This is a genomic window from Campylobacter sp. IFREMER_LSEM_CL2090, from assembly GCF_025771865.1.
GTDB lineage: Bacteria > Campylobacterota > Campylobacteria > Campylobacterales > Campylobacteraceae > Campylobacter_D > Campylobacter_D lari_D.
Genome location: NZ_JAKMRA010000001.1, coordinates 41955 through 66927, shown reverse-complemented (window position 1 = coordinate 66927; position 24973 = coordinate 41955). Strand labels below are relative to the sequence as shown.

The window sequence follows — 24973 nt, the reverse complement described above, 5'->3', positions numbered from 1 at the left end:
TCTAGATATTTATATTTTAGTATTTCTTTCATTAAAATTTATTTTATTTGTATAATAGTAAATATAATTATATAAAAAAATAACACTTTTTTTATCTTATTAAAAAAATAATAAATGATTAATAAATATATATTTACTTTTTTACCTTTATGGTGTTATATAATTATACACAAGTTCTTGTAACTTAAACTTCATTCAAAGGAGAGACTTTGAAAAAAGCAAACTCAAAACTTTTTGCTGTTTTCCTCTTCTTACTTGTAATTTTAGCAGGAGTTGGAATGTATACTTTCCATAATGCTAAGGGCACTTCTTATTTTAGCGATGCTAGTGAAAGCTGTAATAATTGCCATATTATGAACGAGGTTTATAATGATTATTTAAAAGCTTCGCACTCTAAAGAAGTTGATGGTAAACCAAGAGCAACCTGTAATGATTGCCATTTGCCACATAGCTTTTTTGAAAAATGGATTGCTAAAGCTCAAAGTGGCTTAGGACATGCTTATGCATTTACTTTCAAACTAGATTCTTTACCTACACATTTGAGTGCAAATGCAAAAAGTAAAGAAATAGTCCAAAATAACTGTATAGAATGTCACAAAGAAATTGCGAGTAACACTATCAACCCTACCCTAGATCCACATAAAGATAATGCTTTAAGTTGTGTATCTTGCCACCAAGGTGTTGGTCACAAGAGAGGATTTTAAATGAAAGGAGTATTTAATGAATAACAAAGGCATTTTATATAGTGCTATAAGTGCTACTATAGTAGCTATTGCAGGTGTATTATGGCTTAATCAGGACATTACAGCTAAAACAAATGATTCAGTAGGCGGGATCATTTCACAAGAAATTGTAAAACTTGGTGATGAAAATCCTACTTTTGATTACTGGGGAAAGAACTTTCCTGATTATTTAGACATGCACACAGCAGTAGAAAAACAAACACCTAATGCAACAGAATTTGGTGGAAATTTAGCTTATTCAAAGCTTATTCGCTATCCACAACTAACTGTTCTTTGGGCAGGTTATCCATTTAGCATTGATGCAAATGAAGAAAGAGGACACTTTTGGGTTCAAGTAGATCAAATGGATACAGCTAGAAATAATAAAGATTTCTTAAATGCACATGGTTTTACAGGATTTGGCGGTCAACCAACAGCTTGTATGAACTGCCATAGCGGATGGACTCCATGGCTTTTAAACAACACTGCAAAAGGCGATTGGGTAGCATTTAACTCTGCAAAATATTGGACTATGGTTAAAACTATCCCAGCTGTAAATGGAGCTAAAGAAAACTCACCTGAACACAGCGGACCTCATGGTGGAAAAAGAATGGGTGTAACATGCGCAGATTGCCATAACCCAACAGATATGAGTTTAAGACTTACAAGACCAGCTTTAATTAAAGCATTAATTTCAAGAGGTTATGAAGCAGACGAAAAACAAGGTGTTAAAGCTTCAAGAAGCGAAATGAGAACTTTAGTATGCTCTCAATGTCATGTTGAATACTACTTCAAACCAACAGGCACTAAAGTGAAAACTATAGGCGAAAGTATTGCTAATGATAGTTCTAAAAAATGGTGGAATGGCACTCAAAAAACTTATGATGAGTTTGATTCTTGGAGAGATGGTAACAAGCCAGTTGAAATCGAAGTTGATGGTATAGAGCTAGCATTTCCATGGAGTGAGTGGAAAAAAGGCGAGCCATTTAGAATAGAAATGATTGATGATTATTATGAAAAAAATAGAGAAAATTTTCCAAGTGATTGGGTTCATAAAATCACAAAAGCACCAATGATTAAAATTCAACACCCAGAAAGCGAACTTTATAGTGGTGGAGTACATGCTGCAAATGGTGTAAGTTGTGCAGATTGTCATATGCCTTATATTAGAAAAGGTGCAAAAAAAGTTACTAACCACAATATTACTTCACCTTTAGTTAATATTAACTCAGCTTGTAAAACTTGTCACACTCAAAGCGAAAGCTATCTAGCTAAACAAGTAAAAGATATTCAAAATTCAGTAGCCCATGATTTAAGAACAGCTGAATATTCTTTAGTAAGCTTGATTAAAGATATAGAAACTATTCGTGCAGAACTTGGAAAAATGCCTAAATTTCAAACTGATGGCAAAGCAGATGATGCTAAAATTTCGACTGAATTAAAAGAAGTATTAGAACTACATAGAAAATCTCAAATTAGAGCAGACTTTGTAGGTGCTGAAAACTCAACAGGTTTCCACAATCCTAGAGAAGCTTCAAGAATGCTTTTACAATCAGTTGATATGTCAAGACAAGGACAAACTAAGCTAGCAGAAATTGCAGCCAAAAATGGCATTAAAGATTTCAAAACTTCAAATTTAGGTTTTGAAGATATTCAAAAATTAAATCCAGGTGAAATTCACTATAAAGTAGATCTAAATGGTAATAAAGCAGGTGATCGCTACTATAAACACCAAGAAGTAAATGGTAATCCACCAGCAAAACTTCTTGAAGATGATAAAAATCTAAAACCTTATAATTATAAAGTAATAGATTAATCAAAATAAACCCTCGCAATCGAGGGTTTATTCTTTTATCAAACTTACATCCTCACCTTTTAAAATTTTATTCATAGTGTTCATAGCACACATTTTTCCACACATTGAACAAGAATTAAGTTCTTCAGGCTTTCTTTCATTAAACATTTTCTTAGCCTTTTCTCCATCAATTGCTAATTTAAACATTTTTTCCCAATCAATATCTTGTCTTGCTTTACTCATTTCATCATCTATTTTTCTTTCTTTGGGAAGCTTGGCTATATCTCCTGCATGAGCTGCTATTTTAGTTGCTACTATACCATCTCTTACATCTTCTAAATTTGGAAGTCTTAAATGTTCAGCAGGAGTTACATAACAAAGTATATCAGCGCCAGCTGCTGCTGCAACTGCTCCACCAATTGCTCCACTTATATGATCATATCCTGCACCTATATCAGTAACCAATGGTCCTAAAACATAAAATGGAGCTCCATTGCAAATTCTTTTTTCAAGTTGCATATTAGCTTCTATTTCGTTAATAGCCATATGACCAGGTCCTTCTATCATTACTTGTACATCTTGAGCCCATGCTCTTTTAGTTAATAACGAAAGTTCGATAAGTTCAGCAATTTGAGCTCCATCACTTGCATCATGAGTACAACCAGGTCTTAGTGCATCACCCAAAGAAAGTGTCACATCAAATTCCTTACATATAGCAAGCAAATCATCATAATATTCATAGAATGGATTTTCAGCATCATTCATTTGCATCCAAGCATAAAGAACTGAACCTCCTCTTGAAACTATATTAGTAATCCTATCACACTCTTTAAAAACCCTAGCAGCACGAGAATTTATCCCTGCGTGAATTGTCATAAAATCCACTCCACTTTTAGCATGATGATATACTACATCTAAAAAATCTTTTGCTTTAATATCTTTTAAATCTTTTTCTAAAAAACCTACCGCATCATAAACAGGCACAGTACCTATCATAGCTTTTGAAGTAACAATTAGCTCATCTCTAAAACGACTAGTTTTACCATAATTACTAAGATCCATAATAGCTTCTATATTAAATTTGTGAGCCAATTCTACCTTTTTCATCTCTTCACTATAATCTACACAATCATTTGAAACACCTAAATTTACATTTACCTTTGTTTTAAGTCCATAACCGATACCATTTGGATCTAATGCTTTATGGTTGATATTTGCAGGAATGATGATTTTTCCACATGCTATATTTTCAAGTAAAAAACCTTCACTTACTTGTTCTTTTTGTGCAACAATTTGCATTTGCTTTGTGAAAATTCCTTCTTTTGCATAAGACATTTGAGTTTTCATTTGAATTTATCCTTGAAATAATTTTGGATAAATGAAGGGTATGTGAGTAGTTGATAAATTATCCCAACGCTAGTATTACCTAGTTCTGGTGCGGTCTAAGCTTTTAGCTTACTCTCAGCCTGTATCACAAGCTCCCGTCATTTATGCAAAAGAAGTATAGCAATAAATACAAAACAAAGTTTATTTTTTTGTTTGATTTTTAGCTTGCTTGCTAAAATGTAACAATTCTTCAGTAGTTTTAATGTAAAAAGGAATTTTTTTAAGACAGTATTTCAAAATTTCACTTGCGGCCAAAGCATCGCTTAAAGCTCTATGATGCTTACTTTCAATACACAAAAACTCTTTTAGAGCATCAAGGCCGTATTTGGGACTTTCAATGCATTTTTTAGCTAAATCAATAGTACATAATCTTCTATTTAAAAGTACTCCAAAATCATTTTCATACATAGCTTTAGATATAAAATGATAATCAAAACGCACATTGTGTGCTACAAAAATGCTATCTTTTAAAAATAACTTAAAATCATTTAACACAGCTTTCAAAGAAGGAGCATTTTCTACCATATCTAAACTAATCCCAGTTAATTCTGTAATATTTTCAGGTATGCTTTCTACTTTTACAAAACTCTCAAATCTATCAATTTCTTTATAATTTTGAATTTTTACAGCACCTATTTCTAAAATTTGACCACTTTTTATCCCGCCAGTACTTTCAATATCTACAACACAAAATATCTCATCTTTTATTTTTGTATTTTTACTTTTTAAACACAAACAATTTTGTGCATTAAGCTCTACCCCTAGTCCTAAAAGCTCAAAAATATATAAATCAAAATCATAGTGGTTTAATTCTTCTATTTTTGCAAGTTCTCTTAAAACCCAAGGAAAGGGTTTATTTTCTTTGCTTAGTTTGATGATTAAATCATCGATTTGTTGTTGGCTCAAAATTCAAGCTTTAAAGAATTAATTGCTGTTTTTTTATCTTGCGAAGAAAAAATATAACTACCCGCGACCAAAATATCAGCTCCTGCTTCATCCAAATCAGGTGCATTTAAGCCATTTACCCCACCATCAACCTCTATAAAAACTTTAAGATTTTTCCTATCTATCATTTCTCTCAACTGGCGAATTTTATTATACACCAAAGGTAAAAAACTTTGCCCGCCAAAGCCTGGATTAACACTCATTAAAAGCACCATATCTACAAATTCTAAAATATATTCTATGCTTGAAACTGGAGTATGTGGATTTAATACAATAGCAGGATGAATGCCGTTTTTTCTTATATACTCACACACCCTAATAGGATGGTTTTCAGCTTCTAAATGAAAACTAATAAATTTTGGTTTTATAGGTATAAATAAATCTACAAAACTACTAACATTATGCACCATTAAATGCACATCTAAAGGTACTGAAGTAATTTTTGAAATATTTTCAATCACACAAGGACCAAAAGTAAGATTTGGCACAAAATGTCCATCCATCACATCAATGTGCAACAAATCAGCTCCCGCTTGAGATACTTCTTTAATCTCATTTTCTAAGTTTAAAAAATTTGCAGACAATAAACTTGGCGCTACATACATTATATATCTCCAATAAAATAAAAAATAATTTTATCATACTTATTATCAAATTTTCTTTATGTATTTTTAATAATATTTGATTTTTTTAAGCTTGCTTTAGATATAATGCTAAAAATTATTTTTATTTCATAAGGAAAAATTTATGTCAAGAATTTGCCAAATTACAGGAAAAGGACCTATGGTAGGTAACAATGTTAGCCATGCTAACAACAAAACTAAAAGACGCTTTTTGCCAAATTTAAGAACAGTTCGTATTACTTTAGAAGATGGAACTACTAGAAAAGTTAGAGTTGCTGCTTCAACTTTAAGAACACTTAAAAAACAGAGTAGCAAATAATCCTTAATATAAACGAGGAATTATTATGTCTTTTTTGAAAAAGCTACAAAAATTCCTCAATTGGTCCCCCTCTCCAAAACCTTCAATCAACCTCAATGACGAGCTTTACGAGCAGCTTAGATTTTTAAGAATCCCTCTTATTGCTGTCGTAATAATGACACTAATTGGAGCTTTTGGTTATATGCTTACAAGTAATTATAATCTCAATGATGCTATTTACCAAGCTGGTATGACATTTACCACTTTAGGCTACACTGAAGTCAATCCCATACCAACAGCGGGTAGAATTTTTACCGTTATATATGTGTTATTAACTTTTACAATATTTACTTTTTGCATGGGTTTAGTGATAGAAATAGTAAAAAAAGGAATCTTGTCTAAAATAATCAAGGAGAGAAGAATGCTTCATAAAGTTGCAAGATTAAAAAATCATTTTGTAATATGCTATCACAATGATTTTACCATAGAACTAGCACAGCAATTCAAAGAAAATCACATTCCTTTTGTTGTTGTTGATGAAATAGAAAATTTTAGCGAGATAGCTGAAAAATACAATTATCCTTATTATATAGAAAGTGCTCCACATACAAATATAGCCTTTTTAAAGACCAATCTTTCTAGCGCAAAAGGTGTAATTACTCTTAGCAATAACATAGCAGATAATATAGCCATCATTGCTTCAGTGAGATTGTTTGAAAAAGAATTACAAAGAATCAATCCTTATTTTATACTAGCTAGCTCAAGCAATGAAGACGAAACTGAAAAACTAAAAAAACTTGGAGCAAATTCCATAGTTTCTGCTACAAAATTGGTCGCACAAAGACTTAGTGCTATGTCAGCAAGACCTGATATGGAAAATTTATTAGAAAATTATCTTTACAAAAAAAATAGCCCTATTGATTTAGAAGAGGTTAAAATTCCTGACGAGTCATGGGTGAGATTTAAAAGACTAAAAGAAATCCATTTAAGAGATATGGCAAATGTTAGCATAGTAGGAATTTTGGAAAATAAAAAATTTACCCCTATGCCAAGAGGAGACACTTTAATAGGCACTGGTGCAAAATTGTTAATCGTTGGTACAGCAGATAGTATAAAAATAGCTAAAAAGATTATTAAAAATAAACAAAAACCTGACGAGTTAAAATACATTTAACTTATTTAAGCTATAATCAATAACAATAAAATTTCAAAAAAAGGAGGCTTACATGCTACATGAATTTAGGGATTTAATCACCGAGTTAAAAGGCAAGGATATGCATTTTGATAAGTTGTTTGAAGAGCACAACAAACTTGATCACAAAATCAAAGATGCAGAAGAAGGTAGAATTCATCTAGATAGCTTAGAAATAGCAAATCTAAAGAAAGAAAAGTTAAAATTAAAGGATGAATTAAATACTTATTTATCAAATTATAAAAAATAATTTCTACCGATTTTTTTAACTTTTAAGGATTAAATATGTTTGGGAAAAAAAGTCAATTATCACAAGACTTTGAAAATTTACAAAATAAAATCAAAGAACTAGAAGAAGAAAACAAAAGACTTCTTTCAGAAAAACAAGAATTAATTAAAAATTATGAAAAACAACTTCAAGGAAATTGCGGAAAAACTGAACTTGAAACAAATCTTTTGGAAATGCTATTAAATGGTGTTTTAAAAGGTATTGCAAATGTTCAAAGTGATATGCAGGAAAATGTTAATAAAGCGGAAATGATTTCTCAATATTCTGATTCCTCTTTAAAAGATATGCAAGAGTTAAATTCAATAACCCACTCTATCATATCTTCACTTCAAAGCATTATAGAATCAGCTAATCGCTCAAGAGATACAGCGGGAAATTTACACCGCAGTGTTGATGAGATCACTAATGTTATTAACTTAATCAAAGATGTATCCGATCAAACCAATCTTTTAGCACTAAATGCCGCAATCGAAGCTGCTAGAGCAGGAGAACACGGCAGAGGCTTTGCTGTTGTTGCTGATGAAGTAAGAAAACTTGCTGAAAAAACACAAAAAGCAACTTCTGAAGTAGAATTAAATATTAACCTATTAAAACAAAATGCTGATGAGATGTATGGACAAAGCGAACAAGTAGAAAAAGTATCATTAGAATCTAATGAGCATATAGTAAAATTCTCCAGTAATTTTGCTCAATTAATTTCTAATGCAAATTCAACTAGTTCTCACGCTAAAAGCATTACCTCTGAAATATTCATATCACTAGCAAAACTAGATCATATTGCATTTAAATTAAATGGATATAATGAAATTATTCATGCTTCAGGAAAAACTTTATCTGATCACTTAAGTTGCAGACTTGCAAAATGGATTGCTGGTATTGGCAAGGAAAGATTTTCTGGCGGAAGAGCTTTTGGTAAGTTAAATTTACCACATCAAAAAGTACATGAAAATATGAACCAAGCCGTTGCTTTAGCACATAATGAAGATACAAGTGATAAACTAGTACAAAATCAAATTTTAGATAAATGCTCTAATGCTGAAAAGGCTTCTGAAGATTTATTTGAAATCTTTAAAGAAATGCTTGATGAAAAAGATCTAAATATTGAAAATAAAGAGGAAAAATAAAAAGAGGTAAGATTAATTCTTACCCTTAAACCATAAATACGCATACTCAAGTAAAGGAGTTTTTATAGGATTTTCTTTAGAAAACTTTTCAAAATCTTTTCTTTTTATCCATACTGCTTGGATATCCTCCCCCTCAATTCCACCACCATTACCAATTTTATCATCTTCATTAATTTCAGCAAAAAATAAAAATTGTCTACTAACACCTGAACCAAAACCTGTATAAAATTCCCCTATTTTTTCTACAACCTTAGGAGCATAACCCAATTCTTCTATACATTCTTCTTTAGCTATTTCTTCCAAACTCAAATCTTTATCAACAAGCCCTGAACAAAGTTCTATACTAAACCCCATCTCGTTTAAATTTAAGTTATTGCGTTTTTGATAATCCCATAAAGGAATTCTAAATTGCTTTACAAAAACAAAAGAATCTTTTTGAGTATGATATAAAAAAACAGAAACACTATCTAATGCTTCTATAAAATCCCAAGTATATTTTTTGTTATCTTTACCTATATAAGTATATCTTTTAGGTTTAATATATTTTGAGTTAGAAAATTGCTCTTCTTGTAAATTTTTCATGTAAAATCCTTATAATTTTACATCTATTATAACAAAATAAAACGAGTATGAAAAAATATAAAAGAATTTAAAAGAGTTGCTATAAAAAGCAACTCCAAAAAGAAGTAAAAAAGATGGTATTACATCATACCACCCATACCGCCCATACCGCCCATACCACTCATATCAGGCATAGCAGGTTTATCTTCTTTAATTTCGCTAATTGTAGCTTCAGTTGTTAAAAGCATACTAGCTACTGATACCGCATTAAGTAAGGCTACTCTTTCTACTTTAACAGGATCGATAATACCGCTTTCAAGCATATTTACATATTCACCTTTTGCAGCATCAAAACCAGTATTTTCTTCTTTACTATTTTCTACTGTATTTACAACTACACCAGCATCAAATCCAGCATTTTCAGCAATTTGTCTTAAAGGTGCTCTTAATGCTCTTTCTACAATAGCTGCACCAATAGCCTCATCACCTTGCAAATTCAAGCTGATTTTTGATTTTGCTTTGATTAATGCAGCGCCACCGCCTATTACTATACCTTCTTCAACTGCAGCTTTTGTAGCACTTAATGCATCATCAACTCTATCTTTTTTCTCTTTCATTTCAGTTTCAGTAGCCGCACCAACTTTAATCACCGCTACACCGCCGCTTAATTTAGCTAATCTTTCTTGTAATTTTTCTCTATCATAATCTGAACTTGTTTCAGCAATTTGAGCTTTGATTTGGTTAATTCTTGCATCAATATTTGCTTTTTCACCTGCACCATTTACAATAGTTGTATTGTCTTTATCAATAATCACGCTTGAAGCTTGACCTAAATCTTGAATACTAGCACTTTCTAAAGTTCTTCCAAGCTCTTCAGAAATCACTTCACCACCTGTTAAAATAGCAATATCTTCAAGCATAGCTTTTCTTCTATCGCCAAAGCCAGGAGCTTTAACTGCTGAAATATTTAAAACACCTCTTAATTTATTTACAACTAAAGTTGCCAAAGCTTCGCCTTCAATGTCTTCAGCTATAATTAAAAGTGGTTTTCCTGTTTTTTGAATTTGTTCTAAAATTGGTAATAAATCTTTTAAGTTGGCAATTTTTTTATCAAATAACAAAATAAAAGGATTTTGCAATTCAGCTGTCATTTTTTCAGTATTTGTAATGAAATATGGGCTTAAATAACCTCTATCAAATTGCATACCTTCAACTACATTTAATTCATCATTGATTGATTTTGCTTCTTCAACAGTGATAACACCATCTTTTCCAACTTTTTCCATAGCATCAGCGATTAAATTTCCGATTTTCTCATCTGAATTCGCAGAAATTGTTGCAACTTGAGCTATTTCTTTTTTATCTTTAACTTCACGAGAAAGTTTTTTAAGTTCAGCTACTATAGCTTCGCAAGCTTTATCCATACCTCTTTTAACTTCGATAGGATTAGCACCTGCTGTAATATTTCTCAAACCTTCTTTAAAAATAGCATGCGCTAAAACTGTTGCTGTTGTTGTTCCATCGCCTGCTTGATCAGCTGTTTTACTAGCTACTTCTCTAACTAAAGAAGCACCCATATTTTCTAAAGAATCTTTTAATTCCACTTCTTTAGCTACACTCACACCATCTTTTGTGATAGTTGGAGCACCAAAACTTTTTTGGATTAATACATTACGACCGCGTGGCCCCATAGTGACTTTTACAGCATCATTAAGTTTTTTAACACCTTCATAAAGTTTATTTCTTGCTTCATCTGAAAAAAATATTTCTTTTGCCATTTTTTATCCTTTTTTATTTAATAATCCCTAAAACATCTTCAACATTAAGAACTAAATACTCTTCATTATCAAGTTTAATTTCAGTTCCACCGTATTTTGCAAACATTACTTTATCATTTACCTTAATATCTTCTATTTCTTTGCTTACTGCAACAACTTCACCATTTAATGGTTTTTCTTTAGCATTATCTGGTATAATAATCCCAGAAGCAGTAGTTTTCATTTCTTCTAAGCGTTTTACTAAAATACGCTTTCCTAGAGGTTGAAAATTCATTTTTTATCCTTTCTAAAATGTGCCATTTTTAGCACTCTTTGTTTTTGAGTGATAGAATTATACATTAAAGAAAGTTAATTGTCAATAAATTAAGTAAAATATATCATATAAGTTTAGTCTATATCACTAAATTTATATGATATATCATTATAAAGGTTTCTCATGAAAAAAATTCTTTACATTCTTTTAGGTGTAGTGTGTATAGCATTTCTAGCTATATATACATTATTATTTACAAGCATGGGTAATGCTTTTTTAAAGCCAAGAATCGAAACGATTATTGCTCAAAAAAGCGGTATGAATGTTAAATTTGAAAATTTTAAAATTAGTTTTTCACAACTTGACATTAAAGCAAATATTGATGATAAATTTTTTGCTAACATAGAAGGTGGCATATCACCTTTAAGACTAGGATTTGATTTAAACTATCTTTTAGGACTTAAACAAAACTATATTCAAAATCTTGGCTTAAAAAGTGATAAAGATTTTACATTTAAAGGTAGTGCTGTAGGTAAAAGTAGTGATTTTTTAGTAAAAGGTAATGGATTTTTGTTTGATTCTAATCTTAGCTTAGATGCAAAAATTGTTGATTTTTCTCCTATAAATCTTGAATTTATTGGTAAAAATATAGATTTGGCTCAAATTTTAGATTTTGCTAATCTACCAAGATATGCTCAAGGAAAAATTAGCATTATAAGTGATATACAAGCTAAAGATTTAAAACCAAATGGTAATGCTTTGATTAATTTTTACACAAGTTCTATCAACAATACTCTAATTGAAAAAGATTTTAATCTAAGCTTACCAAAACAAAGCTATATAAAAGGTGAAATAAGATCTTTAATCCAAAGCAATGAAGTTATTTCTAAAAGTGAAATTTTAAGCAACTTCTTCAAACTTTATACACAAAAAAGCATTTATGATATAGCAAAACAAAGCTTAACTAGTGATTTTGATATCAAAATAGATGATTTTAATCAATTTTCATCTCTAGCCAAAATGAAACTCCAAGGTAAAAGTCAAATTCAAGGTAATTTACTTTTTGCAAACAATCAATTGCAAAAATTAGATGCTAACTTACTTGGATTTGGTGGTAGCTTAAAAGCTGTTTTAGAAAATAATAATCTTAATATCAATACAACTAATATAGAAGTAGCAGAACTTTTAAAAACCATATCCATACCTGCTTTTATTAATTCTAAATTAGTTTTAGATTTAAAAGTACAAGGGCTTGATTTTAAAAATTTCAATCTAAACACTAGGTTAAACAATGCAAATATAAATGTTATGGAATTTAAAAAACTAAGCAATCTTGATTTTCCAAAAACAAATTTTAACTTACAAGCTAAAGCAAATGCGAAAAATTCTTTGATTGATTATGAAGCTTTACTTGATTCAAACATAGCAAAAATACCTCAACTAAAAGGTTCATATAACCTTACAAACAAAGATTTAAACGTACAAATTAGTGCTTTTATAGATAATCTTAACAAATTAAAACCTTTAACCAAACAAGATCTCAATGGACCTTTAAATTTAGATGCCAAAGTTGATCTTAAGTCAAATCAAATTCAAAATCTTGATGCAAATATTAAAATCATGCAAGGGCTTATCAATGCAAAATCCAATGGAAAAAGTTTACAAGCAAAGATTGATAATATAAAACTAGAACAACTTTTTCCTTTGATAGGACAAAAAGTTTTAGCATTTGGTGATGTAAATGCAGATATTGACTTAAAGTCACTTGATTTTAACAATATTAATGGTGATTTTAAAGCAAATATTAATTCTTCTTTTAATGAAGTAGAATTATCCAAGCTTTTAGAGAAAAAATTTCCAAAGAATACTTCAGCAAAAATCAATCTTGATGGAAAAATTTCTAAATCAATCATTGATTTTAACGCTAAAGCTCTAAGTTCATTTGCAAATATTAATTCATTAAAAGGTAAATTTGATCTTAATCAAATGGCTCTAGTAAGCACTTATAATATATCATTGCAAGATTTTTCTAAGCTAGGATTTTTAGTTGATAGAAACTTGAAAGGCAAGGCTGATTTTGAAGGAAAATTTGATTTTAAAAACGCTTTAATAGATGCAAGTATTAATAGTAAAAATATATTTAACGGCTCATTAAATGCCACTTTAAAAAATAATATTTTTAACGCTAAAATGCAAAATACCGATCTTTCAAATTTAACTCAAAGCTTAGATTTGCCTGATTATTACCAAGCAAAATCAAATTTAAGCATTGATTATAATCTTTTAAAAGAAAGTGGTGTAGTGCTAATGAATTTAGCCGATGGGCAACTTAAGAAAAATCTTATCACAAGTGCTTTAATGTTACTTTTACAAAAAGATATCACTCAAGATGTATATCGCAACGGTGAAGCCAAAATAAACATCAACAAAAATCTTATAGATTTAAATTTAAACCTAGTGGCTGATAGAAGCAATATAAATATTAGCAAAGGTAAGGTTGATACAAAAAGTACCAAATTAAACATTCCTTTTAATATCGTCATTGATAGAGCAAACTTCAAAGGTACTATAAAAGGAACAACACAAGATCCTAAAGTAAGTCTTGATACAAAAAGTGTTGTAAATTCTATTGTTAATACAATAGGCGGAAATGCTAGTGATGGTGCTAAAAATACAGGTAAAAAAGTAGATCAAGCAATAGATAAAATTTTTAACAAACTCTTCTAATAAATCTAGCCTTTAAAAAAGGCTAGATTTTTATTAAAATAAACCAAATTTACCATCTTTTTTCTTATATAACACCCTCATTTTTGCATCTATATCATTAAAAACTAAAAATATATCTTTACTTGCTTTTAATTTTTCCAATGCTTCTTCAATTTCCAAAGGCTTATATAGCTCAAGTTCTGTTGGAACTATCTCATCTTCCTCAATCAAGCTCGGTAATACTAAATTTTCTTTTATCTCATCTTGATGTTTATGGGTAATATTTTTATCATGCAATCTTCTTAAAACCTTAGAAATTCTATCAGTAGCTAAATCTATAGCAGCATATAAGTCTTTGTCTTTTTGCTTTACAACCACTGTATTAATACCGGCTAGATTAATGCTAAATTCAGCCCAAAATCCTTTCTTTCCATGCCTTTCATCAGCACTTATAACACAACGCGCAGAAATCACATCTAAGCCATATTTACTTAAAGCATCAAAGCTTTTTTCCACATACTCTTTTATAGACTCAGTTAGCTCAAATTGCTTTCCAACTATACTTGTATTCATTACTTCTCCTTTTTATGAAGTTAAATACATTATAGCACTTTAATCGTAAAAAAATAACTTTTTAAATAAAAAATAAATTTAAAATTTTAAAGGATCTAGAATAAGCACACCATCCTCTGAAAGTTTTTTACCTTGAAAGTGTGTTTTACAAAAAGAAACAATTAAAGCATGAAAAATTTGATAAAGCTCATATAATTTACATTCTTTTTTTAATAAAACACACAATTCTTGTTGATTTTTAGCTATGTCTTTTTTTAAAAAATCTGCCAACTCATCATAACTTTGACACTCATAGCCTAAATAATTAGCTATTTTTGCACTATAAGCATCAACTACTAAAACTTCTTTTTTGCATATATAATTTAAAATTCCATCAGCACTTTCTTGACCAAAACCCTTAATATCCAAAAGCCATTCTCTATCAACTTCTTCTTTAAAAAGCTCAAAAGAATTAAAGTATTGAAAATATTTTTGAGTAAAATTTTTAATATATTTTGCCTTAGTATTATAAAATCCACTTGGCTTTATTAAAAACGCTAAATCTTGGGTATTTAAATTTAATAAATCTTCTATCTTAGTAATATTTGCTTGTTTTAAATTTGTCAAAGCTTTCAATACATTTTTCCAGTTTGTATTTTGAGTTAAAACTACAGAAATTAAAATTTCAAACTCACTTAAAGTATTATTTTCTAGCCATTCAAAATCTTTATAATCAATATTTGCATTAACTAAAGCTTTAAAAATTTCATATCCACTCATGTTTTTTCACTCTTTCTTAAATGCATCAAAATAGCCTCAATTACATCATCATCGTCTTTACTTTTTGCTTTAATGACTTCTTTGCTCTCATCATCTTTTACAAAACAAATATTTTGTTCATAATTGCTCACTAATTTATAATGTTTGCTAGCTAAAATTTTTATGATGATTAAATCCAAAAACTGCTTTGTGAAGATATCAGGCCTTCCAAAACGATCATTCATCTCACTTTCTATCTCATAAACTTCATTAGCACTCATACACTTACTAAGTCTTCTGTAAAGTTCTAATCTCAAACGATCTTCACTAATATACTCACTATTTAAAAAAGCATTGATATTAAGCTTTAGATCTATTTTTTTCTCTTTAATTTCTTCTTTTTTACTTAATTTATTAATCTCATCTTCTAACATTTTAAGATACAAACTATAACCAATTTGTTCTATATGTCCACTTTGATCCACACCTAATAAATTTCCACCCCCACGAATTTCTAAATCATGGTAAGCAAGCACACTTCCTGAACCTAAATAAGAATTACTCTCTAAACTCGTAAGTCTTTTTAAGGAATCTTTTGTGATTTTTTCCTTATCTTCAATCAAAAAATAACAATATCCTTGCTTAGCACTACGCCCTACTCTTCCTCTAAGTTGGTGCAAATCAGCCATACCAAAGCGATCTGAATTTTCTACTATGATAGTGTTTGCATTTGCCAAATCAATACCACTTTCAACTATAGAAGTACAAAGCAATAAATCATATTCTTTATTTTCGAATTTAATCATTTCTTCTTCAGTAGTTTTTGCATCAATTTTAGAATGCAAGATTAAAATTTTTAAATTTGGAAACAAATCTAAAAGATATTTTTTACACCCATCAATACTTGCTATATGATTGTGTATATAAAAAATCTGTCCTGCTCTTCTTAATTCTCTTGAAATAGCTTCTTTAATCAAAGCGTCATTACTTTCTCTAACAAAGGTACGCACATCCAAACGATCCTCAGGTGGAGTTTGTAAAACACTATATGATTTTAAAGAACTAAGAGCTTGATTTAAGCTTCTTGGTATAGGCGTTGCCGACATAGATAGAATATGTGAATTTTTACTTAGTTCCTTGAGTTTTTCTTTTTGTTTTACACCAAATTTATGCTCCTCATCTATCACGACTAAACCCAAATTTTCACACTCAACCCCTAAAAGAGAATGCGTTCCAACCACTACACAAGGCTTATTTTCTTTTAAAAATGCTAAAACTTGTTTTTTTTCTTTAGCACTAGTAAAACGATCTAGCTTAAAAACCTCTATATCAAAAGAATCAAATCTTCGTTTTAAGGTTTTAAAATGCTGGGCTGAAAGCAAAGTAGTTGGCACAAAAAATAAAGCCGTATAACCACTTTTTACACAAGTAAATATAGCGTTCATAGCAACTTCTGTTTTACCAAAACCCACATCGCCACTTAAAAGCCTATCCATCACCTGCATACTTTTTAAATCTTGAGTGATTTCTTGACAAACTTGACTTTGATCTTTGGTGTAAAAAAATCCTGCCTTATTGATAAATTCATCTTGTAATTCTTGAGAAATTTTTAATTCTTTTGCTTTTATCAAAACTCTAGCCGCTGCTAAAGAAACTATATTTGAAGCAATGGCAAATAATTTTTCTTTTAATCTTTCCTTGATTTTTAAAAAACTTCCTTTTCCAAGCTTATCAAGTAAAGGCACGCCACCACTTGCACCGATATATTTATCAATCATATATAAATTTTCAACAGGTAATAAAAGCTTATCGTTATTTAAATACCCAAGAGCGACAAATTCTTTTTTTGCTCCTGCTATTGCAATAATCTCAAGACCTAAAAATTTAGCTACACCATAATCTTCATGCACAACAAAATTTCCAACTCTAAGTTCATCTATTACCAAACTTGCTTTTCTAACTCTTTTATTTTTTTCTTTTTTATTTAAAGATATGATAAGCTCATCTTGAGTACTTAAATTAATTCTTTCTTGGGATATTTTTAATTTAATATTTGAAAATTCTTGTAAATTTAAAGCTTTAAACAAAGCTTCATTTTTTGCCAAAATAGTAATTTTTTTATCTTTGTGAAAAGTGAAAAAATCATAATTATAAGAACTTACCAAATCTTTATAAAATTTTGGTTCAGGTAAAATATTTTGATTGATTTTACTAATATCTTCTTCAAAATCATTTACATCAAATTTTTTTATGCTTACAAAATTTAAATCTAAATAATCACAAAAATCATCAACACACCAAAAACCTAAAGAATTAACATCGTTTATAATACTTTGGCTTTGGAAATTTTGAATTTTTTCTTGTAAATTTTCATATTGCTCTTGACTAAAAGCACTCAAAAAAGGACAAATTTCTATATTGGAGAGTTCAGCAGGGATTGATTTTTGTGTATGTATATCAAAATATCTTATACTTTCTATCTCATCTGAAAAAAGTAAAATTCTAAAAGGTTGTTCTTCATTAATCGCAAAAATATCTATAATATCCCCGCGTATTGAAATTTCACCCTTATCTTGAACTATATCTACAAACTCATATCCACTATGTAAAATTTCTTCTTTAAATTTCTCTAAAGCAAGAAGTGAATTTCTTTTAAGAATAATGTTTTTTAGATGCTTTTTACCTGGTAACTTTTGCAAAATTGTTTTTATAGGAGATATTAAAATTTTATTTTCATTTTCTTTATGATAAGCATTTAATACTTTACAAATTTCAAAAAGTTCTTTAGAAAAAGAGCGTAAATCGCTACCAAATTCTGCTCTAAAATCAGGTAAAATAAAAGTTTTTAATTTTAAAAATAAGCAAACTTGAGCTAATTCATCTGCTTCTTTATCATTCTCACAAATTATTAACTCAGTTTTATTACTTAATAAATATTCATATAATTTAGCTTGCATTTTCTGAATTTTCTATACTCACATCAATAGTTGTAAGCTCTTCTTCTTTTTCAATTATTTTACTACTTCCGTTAAATTTCCCACCATTTTCAATACTTAATTGTTTAACTATGATATTACCATTAAGCACACCGCCGGATAAAATTTCTAAAGAATCAACTTGCATTTCTCCCTCAAAAACTCCATTGATTACTATCTTACTTGCCTTAACTTGTCCTTTTAATACACCACTTTTACCTATCACTATCACATTAGAAGAATTAATTACTCCTGTAATTTCTCCATCCAAATGAAGCATAGAATCAAAATAAAATTTTCCTTCTATTTTTGCTCCGTTTGAAATGACTGTAGTTTCGGATACTGCAGCAATAGAGCCTTTATTAAAGATTGCCATGGCACTCTCCTTTCTTTTTCAAAAATTTGTTCATAGTTTTTTCGGTTTAAATCTATAAAAATCTTAGGATCTAAAAGTTTATTAATAAATCTAACCTCATAATGCAAATGCGGCCCCGTAGAAAGACCTGTATTTCCTGTATAACCCAACAAATCACCTTTTTTTACAAATTGCCCTGCTTTGACAACATCCTGACGCGTCATATGCGCATAAACCGTTTTAAAACCAAAATTATGGATCAAAATCACTGAGTAACCATAGCCATTATTGCTATATGCAGCGTATTCAACCACTCCATTTGCAGGCGCATAAATAGGAGTTTTTAAAGCTGCTCTTAAATCAATACCTGGATGAAATTCTTTTTTATTTAATATAGGATGATGACGCCATCCGAAATTACCTGTGACTCCATTATCTTCTATCACATGACCATTTGGAATTTGTGTTAAAAATAAATAAGCTTGATCATTAGTAAGTTTGACTTTTTCTAATCTTTCTGGTATATCTAAACTTTCATCTTGCTTTAAGCCTAAATTATCCTCAATATCTGCAAGTTGGATTTGGAGTTCATCATATAAGGCTGTTTTTTCCTCTAAACTTTTTTGCATACTCTCATTTTGAGAAAACAATTTAGTATTCTTTGAAGATAATATTTCTTGTTCTTTTAAAAGCTCTGAACGCTTATCTGCTAGATAATTAATATATAAAGCACCTAAAACTATAACAACAAAAACAAAAGTAGTAAAATAAATTATTACTTTTTTTATAATCTGACTTAATAAAAAATGTCTAGAACCATTTACATCTGTAATAGTTAGCGTAAATTTATCTTTCATTATAGCCTCTTAAAAATTTTTCTACCAATACAAAAGAACCAAAAACTAAATATAACTCATCTTTTTTTATTTGTTCAAATTTTTGATAAACAATATCTAATTTTTCTAAATTTTCTAGCAAAACAGAACCCGCCAAAGGTCTATCTTTACTTTCATAATCATAAATTTCAACTATTTTTATTATAGGTTTTAAGACCTTTAAAATTTTATAAGAATCTTTATCTAAAAAGCAATTATAAACTAAATGAACTTTTTTTTCCTTGAAAATTTCAACTAAAGCTAAAGCCGCCATTTCATTATGTCCTACATCAATAAAAATATTTTGACTTATTTGCTCGCACCTTCCTTTTAAATCAAGTTTTGGTAGATTTTTGATACTTTGAATCAATTCTTTTTCATTTTTAGCACAAATTTTAGAAAAAGCTTCTAAAGCTAAAAAAAGATTATCTTTTAAAAAAGTTGCAAAATTGTGCTTTTGAATATATTCTTGCACATAAGGATAAATAAAATTATTTTTTTCTAGCAAACTGATACTTAAACTAGCTTGTTTTAAATTTGCTATTTTTTGAGCCAAATTTAATACTTTTGCTTCTTGCTTATGATTAATTAAAGCTTTAGCACTCATGGCTTTTAATTTTGTTCTTGCTATTTCTTCTAAATTTTTACCTAATAAATCTTGATGATCAAATCCTATTTTAGTAAAAATACTAAAATCTATTTCAAAAACACTTGTCGCATCATACTCCCCACCTACTCCGGCTTCTAAAATCACATAATCACAATCTTTAAAAATAAAAAAAGCTAAAAAAGTAGCGTATTCAAAATAACTAAGTTTTTTTACATCTTCCAAAAAAACACTTTCTAGTTTTTCATGCGCTTTTTCTAAAAGTTCATTGCTTGCAATTTTGCCATTTAACCAAAATCTTTCATTAAATTCAAAAATATGTGGACTTGTATAATGACCTACTTTATATCCTTGCTCTAAAAGTAAAAGCGCTAAAAATCTACCCGTACTTCCTTTGCCATTAGTGCCAATAATTTGGATATTTTTAGTTTTTGGAATAAATTTTTTATACTTCTCATACATACTAAACATAAAAAATCTACTAATTTTCTGCACATACATAGTTTTTTGTGAAAGTGTTTGTTGAAATTTCATGCTAAGCTTTTTGGATTAATTCTTTTAAAATATCACCATCTGGAAATTCTTTTTTTTCTATGCAAGAAGATGATAAAATAAGTTTAACTACTTCTTCTTTATAAATAAATTTATAATCATCTATAAGCTTTAAGGCTTTTTCTATAAAAATTTGAGCACTTTCTAAATTTTTACCCGGAAGTATAACCAAATAAGAACTTTCATCTAAAATCCAAATTTCACCCATATCTTTACATAAATCTTTAAGTATCTTTTTAAACTTTCCACTAATTGCCTTAAAACTATCAACACCATAGACATTAATAACATGCTCTATATTATTAATTTTAAAAAAACATAATGCATAATTAACAGCATAAAGCTTATAGTTTTCATCAAGTTTTTTAAGTTCTTGAGCAAGACTCCACTGCTCTCTTTGCTCATCATCACTTGTGGCTTGAATTTGAGTTTTAATTTGCGCTATTTGCTCGTTTGCATACAAAAGTTTATCTTTTAGTGTATCAAAATTAATTTGAACATTACCATTTTCATCTTTAGTTAAAGCATTAATAAATTTCACATCTTCTTGGCTGTTATCATAAAGCTTTGATACCATTTCATTTAAGCTTTCTAAGTGCTGATTAAAAAAAGAAAGGTTTTTTTGTATATAATATTTATCTGTTGCTTCTTTTTTTTGCAACATTAAATAATACTCATGTGCAAATTCTTTCCTGGCAATTAATTTAGGATTTTCTTTTAAATTTTGTTTAAACTGCTCAAGCTCTTTACTTACTCCAAACAAAGACTCCAAAGAAGCTAGTAAAAGTTCAGCCTGCTTCTCATAAGATCTCTCCTTTAACATAACAATGAGTTTTTCAACTAAAGTGTGAAAATCCAAAAACGCTCGAATATTAAATTCTTCTAATTTTTTTAAAAGCTCATAATCCTCATAAGATTTTTCAAGCTCTCTCCATTTAGCCCTTAAAAGATATATGGTTTCTAAATCCATAGCTTGAGATAATCTGTGTTGAGTAATTTTTGCTAATTCTTTGATTTTTTTATCTTTGCTAATACTAAGCTGTTGCACAATCAAATCAAGCAAAGCATAAACATCTTCATATTTTCTACTTACTTGCCTATTAAGCCTAGAAACTAAAAACATCAAAAACTCATCAATAGTTCGAATGCTTTTTCCTTTTAGCTCTTGCTTATAAATATCATCTAAAAGATTAGTATATTTTTCTATCCTTGCTTTATTAAAACTCATCACTCCCGCTTTTTTAGCACATTCTTCAAATACCTCACTATAATTTTCAGGAGTTGGATGCAACTTACGCTCTTTTAATTTTATCAATGTTTCTTTTGCAATCTCATTGATATGACTTGCCATTTATTTATAACCCCTAATAGCTATGATAGAAACAAATTCATCAAAAGCTTCACTTGATGCATTTTTAATTGCTTCAAATCTAGCTTGATCACTAATAATAGAATTTGGATTAATATCAAAATTATAACTTCCCTTGGTATTTACAACTTCTTCTTTACCATTTTTATAACGCATAAGAAATTCCAAGTAAAGCTCTGCTTTATAATTAACTACATAACCATTTCTATCATACACCATAGGATGAAATTCTAACTTTTTCATCGTAACTATAATAGAACTATCTGCATTATGCTCATCTGTGACTTTTCTGCCAAGCTTATTAAGCATAGCTTCTCTTAAAATATCTGTTATATAAACACTATTTTCGGGATCTTGTTTACTAATATTGATTTTCAAAAATACATTTTCACCCAAAACCCTACTTGCCATTTGAGATGATGGGATATATCCACAAGATATAATAAAAAAAGCAAAAAAAGATATTAAATATTTTTTCATTTAACCACCAAATTTACCAATTTCTTATCAATATAAATTTCTTTTACAATGGTTTTTCCTTCTAGCCATTTTGCAACATTTTCTTTAGCCAAAGCTAAAATCTCATCTTCTTTAGCCTCTGAATTTATTTCAATCTGTGCTCTTTTTTTACCATTAACACTAATAGCTATATTAAAACTATCTTTTACAAAAACTTCTTCTTTTATTTTTAATACTTTAAAATTTTCACATTTAAACAAATGCTCGCTAAGCTCAAAACAAACATGAGGGATAATAGGCTCTAAAATATTTAAAATAATATAAAAAGCTTCTTTTAAAACTTCTTTATGATTTATAGCATTTAAGGCATTTAAAGCTTCCATACATGCAGCTATTAAGGTATTAAAGGCAAAACTTTCTTCATAAACTTCAAAAGATTTTTTCAAAGCTTCATATACTTTTAATCTAGCATATTTTTCTTCTTTATTTAAACTTTGATGATCAATTTCTTGTAATTTTCCACATTCTAAACTCATAGCCTTTTCATAAAGCCTATTGATAAATTTAAACGCACCCTCTAGCGCACTATCGTTCCATTCAAGTTCTTTAGCAGGTGGTGCAGCAAACAATATAAACAATCTTGCACTATCTGCTCCATATTTTTCTATAATATAATCAGGATCTACTACATTACCCTTAGATTTACTCATCTTAGCACCATCTTTAGTGACCATTCCTTGGGTTAAAAGTCTATTAAAAGGCTCATCATCTTTTAAATAACCCAAATCTCTAAGTGCTTTTTGGAAAAATCTAGCATAGAGTAAATGCAATATCGCATGTTCAATCCCGCCAATATATTCATCAACATTCATCCAATAATTAACACTTTTTTCATCTACCGCTTTTTCTTGCCATGTTTTATCATCACTTGCAAAACGCGCAAAATACCAAGAACTTTCAAAGAAAGTATCTAAAGTATCGCTTTCTTTTTGTGCTTTTTTGCCACATTTTGGACAAATGCACTCTTTCCATATTTCATGCTTATCAAGTGGATTTCCCTCTCCATTTATAATCACATCTTCAGGCAAGGTAATAGGTAAATTTTCTATTTTTTGAGGAACTATGCCACAAGAATTACACTTAATCATTGGTATAGGAGCACCCCAATATCTTTGTCTAGAAACACCCCAATCACGAATTTTAAAATTGGTAACCTTTTTACCAATACCCAAAGATTCAATTTTTAAACTAATTTTTTCTCTAGCATCATTACATTCTAATTGATCAAATTCGCCACTATTAGTTAAAACACCTTCTTTTAAAGTGTAGCATTGTGCATCATTTTCATCTTTATAAATTACTTTTTTTATAGCTAAATTATAAGTTTTTGCAAACTCATAATCTCTTTCATCATGAGCAGGCACACTCATAACAGCCCCACTACCATAATCACTTAAAACAAAATTAGCTACCCATAAAGGAATTTTTTCTTTACTTAGTGGATGGATTACATGAAGATTTAAAAAATATCCTTCTTTTGGCGCAGCTTGTCTTTGGCGGGGTGTTTGATTTTGTATATTTTGAATTTTTATGATAGTATCTTGATCTAGTAATTTTTTATCAATTAATTCGTTTACTATTTCATGATCAGGCGCTAAAGCAATATAAGACACTCCATAAATAGTCTCAGCTCTTGTTGTAAAAACATTGATCTTTTTTGAACTGATTTTATCATTTTCTTCTATATCAAAATCAAAACTAAGCCCTATGCTTTTACCTATCCAATTTTCTTGCATAGTCAAAACCTGACTTGGCCATTTTCCTTCTAATTTTTTAAGATCTTGCAATAATTCATCTGCATAAGCGGTAATTTTTACATAATATCCTGGCATTTTTTTTCTAATGACTTCATGTCCACAACGCCAACATTTGCCATCTTCAACTTGCTCATTTGCTAAGACCGTTTTATCATTCTCACACCAATTAACTTCAGCTTCTTTAGTATAAACAAGTCCTTTTTCATACATTTTAATGAAAAATTCTTGCTCAAATTTAGTATATAAAGGATCAGAAGTAGCAAACATTCTTTTTTTAGAAAAGGAAAAGCCCAAAGAAGCAAGTTCATTTTGCATATAATCAATATTTTCATAAGTCCATTTCTTAGGATGAATACCGTGTTTTATCGCAGCATTTTCAGCAGGCATACCAAAACTATCAAAACCTATAGGATGTAAGACATTAAAACCTTTTTTTCTATAATATCTAGCCATAGCATCACCTATGCTATAGTTTCTCACATGCCCCATATGAATTCTACCACTTGGATATGGAAACATAGATAAAATGTATTTTTTTGGTAAAGAAAAATCATCTTTTGGCTCAAAATATTCTTTTTCTTGCCAAATTTTTTGCCATTTTTTTTCTATTTTACCTGCCTCATATGCCATTTTAACTCCTAATTTTCTTCTTGACTTTTTACTGAATCAACTATAACTAAAATCATTGAAAAGATATTAGCTATCAAAGCACCAATTGCTAAAGTATAAACCATAATATTAGCTTCTGGATTAATTTGTATTAAAGCAAAAGCTGGAATTAAATGCAAATCAGCCACTAAAGAACTAGCAAATAATTCAGCTGCTAAGAAATTTCTAACTCCAATTTTCAATAAAGTAGAAATTAAATTCACACAAGCTGCAATAAATAATGCAACTTCATTTTGATCATATAAAAATCCTGCGGTTGTAGTTAAGCTCATTAGAGCAAAAAAGATATAAATAACCTTACCCCAATTCATT

23 protein-coding genes, 1 pseudogene and 1 riboswitch are annotated in these 24973 nt (G+C 29.3%); of the genes and pseudogenes, 8 read left to right on the top strand and 16 right to left on the bottom strand.

All coding sequences use genetic code 11. The features are described from left to right. Positions 1-209: 209 nt before the first annotated feature. Together nrfH and L8V85_RS00335 are read left to right on the top strand one after the other, a co-directional pair. Positions 210-704 (top strand): cytochrome c nitrite reductase small subunit, encoded by a 495-nt coding sequence (gene nrfH / locus L8V85_RS00340; RefSeq protein WP_039618639.1) that lies wholly within the window; start codon positions 210-212, stop codon positions 702-704. A 16-nt stretch (positions 705-720) separates the two neighbouring features. Next, positions 721-2538: an ammonia-forming cytochrome c nitrite reductase subunit c552 gene (locus tag L8V85_RS00335; RefSeq protein ID WP_263737206.1), complete on the top strand. Its 1818-nt coding sequence runs from the start codon at positions 721-723 to the stop codon at positions 2536-2538. Between the two features lie 27 nt (positions 2539-2565). Here the strand turns inward: L8V85_RS00335 and thiC are convergent, their stop codons facing one another. From thiC to rpe, 3 genes are all read right to left on the bottom strand, one after another. After that, complete coding sequence (gene thiC, locus L8V85_RS00330; protein ID WP_263737205.1) at positions 2566-3864, bottom strand: phosphomethylpyrimidine synthase ThiC; 1299 nt, start codon at positions 3862-3864, stop codon at positions 2566-2568. 43 nt (positions 3865-3907) lie between these two features. After that, positions 3908-4012, bottom strand: a riboswitch (TPP riboswitch). Positions 4013-4044: 32 nt separating this feature from the next. Beyond that, complete coding sequence (locus tag L8V85_RS00325) at positions 4045-4809, bottom strand: 3'-5' exonuclease (protein ID WP_220566853.1); 765 nt, start codon at positions 4807-4809, stop codon at positions 4045-4047. Continuing rightward, on the bottom strand, positions 4806-5453 hold the full coding sequence (rpe, locus tag L8V85_RS00320; RefSeq protein WP_263737204.1) for a ribulose-phosphate 3-epimerase: 648 nt from the start codon (positions 5451-5453) through the stop codon (positions 4806-4808). The genes L8V85_RS00325 and rpe overlap by 4 nt, the downstream gene beginning before the upstream one ends. A gap of 142 nt (positions 5454-5595) precedes the next feature. Here rpe and rpmB point away from each other — a divergent pair, with 142 nt between their 5' ends. The 5 genes and pseudogenes from rpmB (at position 5596) to L8V85_RS08390 (ending at position 8374) form a co-directional block, all read left to right on the top strand. After that, entirely contained in the window at positions 5596-5790 is a 195-nt protein-coding gene (rpmB, locus tag L8V85_RS00315) for a 50S ribosomal protein L28 (protein ID WP_012661734.1), read from the top strand. 25 nt (positions 5791-5815) lie between these two features. Next, complete coding sequence (locus L8V85_RS00310; RefSeq protein ID WP_220566855.1) at positions 5816-6943, top strand: potassium channel family protein; 1128 nt, start codon at positions 5816-5818, stop codon at positions 6941-6943. A 52-nt stretch (positions 6944-6995) separates the two neighbouring features. Continuing rightward, entirely contained in the window at positions 6996-7211 is a 216-nt protein-coding gene (locus L8V85_RS00305; protein WP_133318720.1) for a YdcH family protein, read from the top strand. Between the two features lie 431 nt (positions 7212-7642). After that, positions 7643-7927: pseudogene (locus L8V85_RS08395) on the top strand (methyl-accepting chemotaxis protein); the annotation flags it as partial. After that, positions 7913-8374 carry a CZB domain-containing protein gene (locus L8V85_RS08390; protein ID WP_412175241.1) on the top strand — a complete coding sequence of 154 codons (462 nt, stop codon included), beginning with the start codon at positions 7913-7915 and terminating at the stop codon, positions 8372-8374. The pseudogene L8V85_RS08395 and the gene L8V85_RS08390, both read left to right, overlap by 15 nt. A gap of 12 nt (positions 8375-8386) precedes the next feature. Here L8V85_RS08390 and L8V85_RS00295 read toward each other — a convergent pair whose 3' ends face one another. The 3 genes from L8V85_RS00295 to groES all read right to left on the bottom strand — a co-directional run bounded on the left by L8V85_RS00295 (position 8387) and on the right by groES (position 10987). Next, entirely contained in the window at positions 8387-8956 is a 570-nt protein-coding gene (locus L8V85_RS00295) for an NUDIX domain-containing protein (RefSeq protein WP_133318718.1), read from the bottom strand. A 119-nt stretch (positions 8957-9075) separates the two neighbouring features. Further along, a complete protein-coding gene (gene groL, locus L8V85_RS00290; RefSeq protein WP_070256698.1) occupies positions 9076-10713 on the bottom strand; it encodes a chaperonin GroEL in 1638 nt (545 codons plus the stop codon). 13 nt (positions 10714-10726) lie between these two features. Next, positions 10727-10987 carry a co-chaperone GroES gene (gene groES, locus L8V85_RS00285; RefSeq protein WP_039626536.1) on the bottom strand — a complete coding sequence of 87 codons (261 nt, stop codon included), beginning with the start codon at positions 10985-10987 and terminating at the stop codon, positions 10727-10729. A gap of 162 nt (positions 10988-11149) precedes the next feature. On the opposite strand from groES, the gene L8V85_RS00280 reads away from it, so the two are divergent. After that, complete coding sequence (locus L8V85_RS00280) at positions 11150-13693, top strand: hypothetical protein (protein WP_263737202.1); 2544 nt, start codon at positions 11150-11152, stop codon at positions 13691-13693. A gap of 33 nt (positions 13694-13726) precedes the next feature. Here L8V85_RS00280 and hpf read toward each other — a convergent pair whose 3' ends face one another. The 10 genes from hpf to L8V85_RS00230 all read right to left on the bottom strand — a co-directional run bounded on the left by hpf (position 13727) and on the right by L8V85_RS00230 (position 24972). After that, on the bottom strand, positions 13727-14245 hold the full coding sequence (gene hpf, locus L8V85_RS00275) for a ribosome hibernation-promoting factor, HPF/YfiA family (RefSeq protein ID WP_220566860.1): 519 nt from the start codon (positions 14243-14245) through the stop codon (positions 13727-13729). Positions 14246-14323: 78 nt separating this feature from the next. After that, positions 14324-15004 carry an endonuclease III domain-containing protein gene (locus L8V85_RS00270; RefSeq protein ID WP_263693554.1) on the bottom strand — a complete coding sequence of 227 codons (681 nt, stop codon included), beginning with the start codon at positions 15002-15004 and terminating at the stop codon, positions 14324-14326. Further along, positions 15001-17940: a DEAD/DEAH box helicase gene (locus tag L8V85_RS00265; protein WP_263737201.1), complete on the bottom strand. Its 2940-nt coding sequence runs from the start codon at positions 17938-17940 to the stop codon at positions 15001-15003. Before L8V85_RS00265 ends, L8V85_RS00270 begins: the two co-directional genes overlap by 4 nt. Continuing rightward, the gene (locus L8V85_RS00260) at positions 17930-18334 is read right to left on the bottom strand and encodes a bactofilin family protein (protein ID WP_263737200.1); all 405 of its coding nucleotides are present in this window, start codon (positions 18332-18334) and stop codon (positions 17930-17932) included. Before L8V85_RS00260 ends, L8V85_RS00265 begins: the two co-directional genes overlap by 11 nt. Then, positions 18262-19173 carry a M23 family metallopeptidase gene (locus L8V85_RS00255; protein ID WP_263737289.1) on the bottom strand — a complete coding sequence of 304 codons (912 nt, stop codon included), beginning with the start codon at positions 19171-19173 and terminating at the stop codon, positions 18262-18264. Before L8V85_RS00255 ends, L8V85_RS00260 begins: the two co-directional genes overlap by 73 nt. After that, positions 19160-20329, bottom strand: coding sequence for a Mur ligase family protein (locus L8V85_RS00250; RefSeq protein WP_263661828.1), 1170 nt, complete (start codon positions 20327-20329; stop codon positions 19160-19162). Before L8V85_RS00250 ends, L8V85_RS00255 begins: the two co-directional genes overlap by 14 nt. Before the next feature lies 1 nt (position 20330). Then, positions 20331-21698 (bottom strand): hypothetical protein, encoded by a 1368-nt coding sequence (locus tag L8V85_RS00245; RefSeq protein WP_263671267.1) that lies wholly within the window; start codon positions 21696-21698, stop codon positions 20331-20333. After that, on the bottom strand, positions 21699-22196 hold the full coding sequence (gene lptE, locus L8V85_RS00240; RefSeq protein ID WP_133318709.1) for an LPS assembly lipoprotein LptE: 498 nt from the start codon (positions 22194-22196) through the stop codon (positions 21699-21701). Next, entirely contained in the window at positions 22193-24622 is a 2430-nt protein-coding gene (gene leuS, locus L8V85_RS00235; protein ID WP_263737199.1) for a leucine--tRNA ligase, read from the bottom strand. The genes lptE and leuS overlap by 4 nt, the downstream gene beginning before the upstream one ends. An 8-nt stretch (positions 24623-24630) precedes the next feature. Beyond that, positions 24631-24972, bottom strand: coding sequence for a DUF6394 family protein (locus tag L8V85_RS00230; protein ID WP_263665251.1), 342 nt, complete (start codon positions 24970-24972; stop codon positions 24631-24633). Between the last annotated feature and the right edge of the window lies 1 nt (position 24973).